General features: G+C 37.2%; 1 protein-coding gene. It reads right to left on the bottom strand.

Annotated elements, in window-relative coordinates:
* Positions 1 to 454 (bottom strand): phosphopantetheine-binding protein (locus ACE01P_RS24410; protein ID WP_379701668.1); only part of this gene is annotated, 454 nt, incomplete at both ends.

The following is a 454-nucleotide window of genomic DNA, read 5'->3' as shown; positions in this document are numbered from 1 at the left end:
AGCTGTACTGCAGCAGGCATATTATAAGCCAAAGATCCACCTTCCAGCTGGCTTAATATCCAAAGTCTGCGTTGTGAAGCTGTTAATGGGTAGGCTAGGGCTTGTGTGGCTTTGGGTATAGGTAAATATTCGCTTTTTTTTAATTGTGTACTTAATACTTTTACGGTTGGATTGACAAAAAATATTTTAAAGGATATTGTTTTACCTAATTTTTTATGAATTCTATTAATAACTTGACCAATCATCAAGCTATGGCCACCTAACTCAAAGAAATTATCGGTTATCCCAATTTTTTTTATTCCTAAAACCTCTTGCCATATCGAGACTAATACTTCTTCCGTTTTATTAGACGGCGCTACGTATTCTTTTTTAATTACGTCTTCACCTGTTACGCTTGGAAGCGCTTTTCTGTCCACTTTGCCATTAGCAGTCAGCGGGATGCTTTCTGTCTCCA

It is taken from the genome of Flavobacterium sp. HJSW_4, from assembly GCF_042436695.1.
Taxonomy (GTDB): Bacteria; Bacteroidota; Bacteroidia; order Flavobacteriales; family Flavobacteriaceae; genus Flavobacterium.
This window is presented reverse-complemented; position numbering and strand designations above follow the sequence as displayed.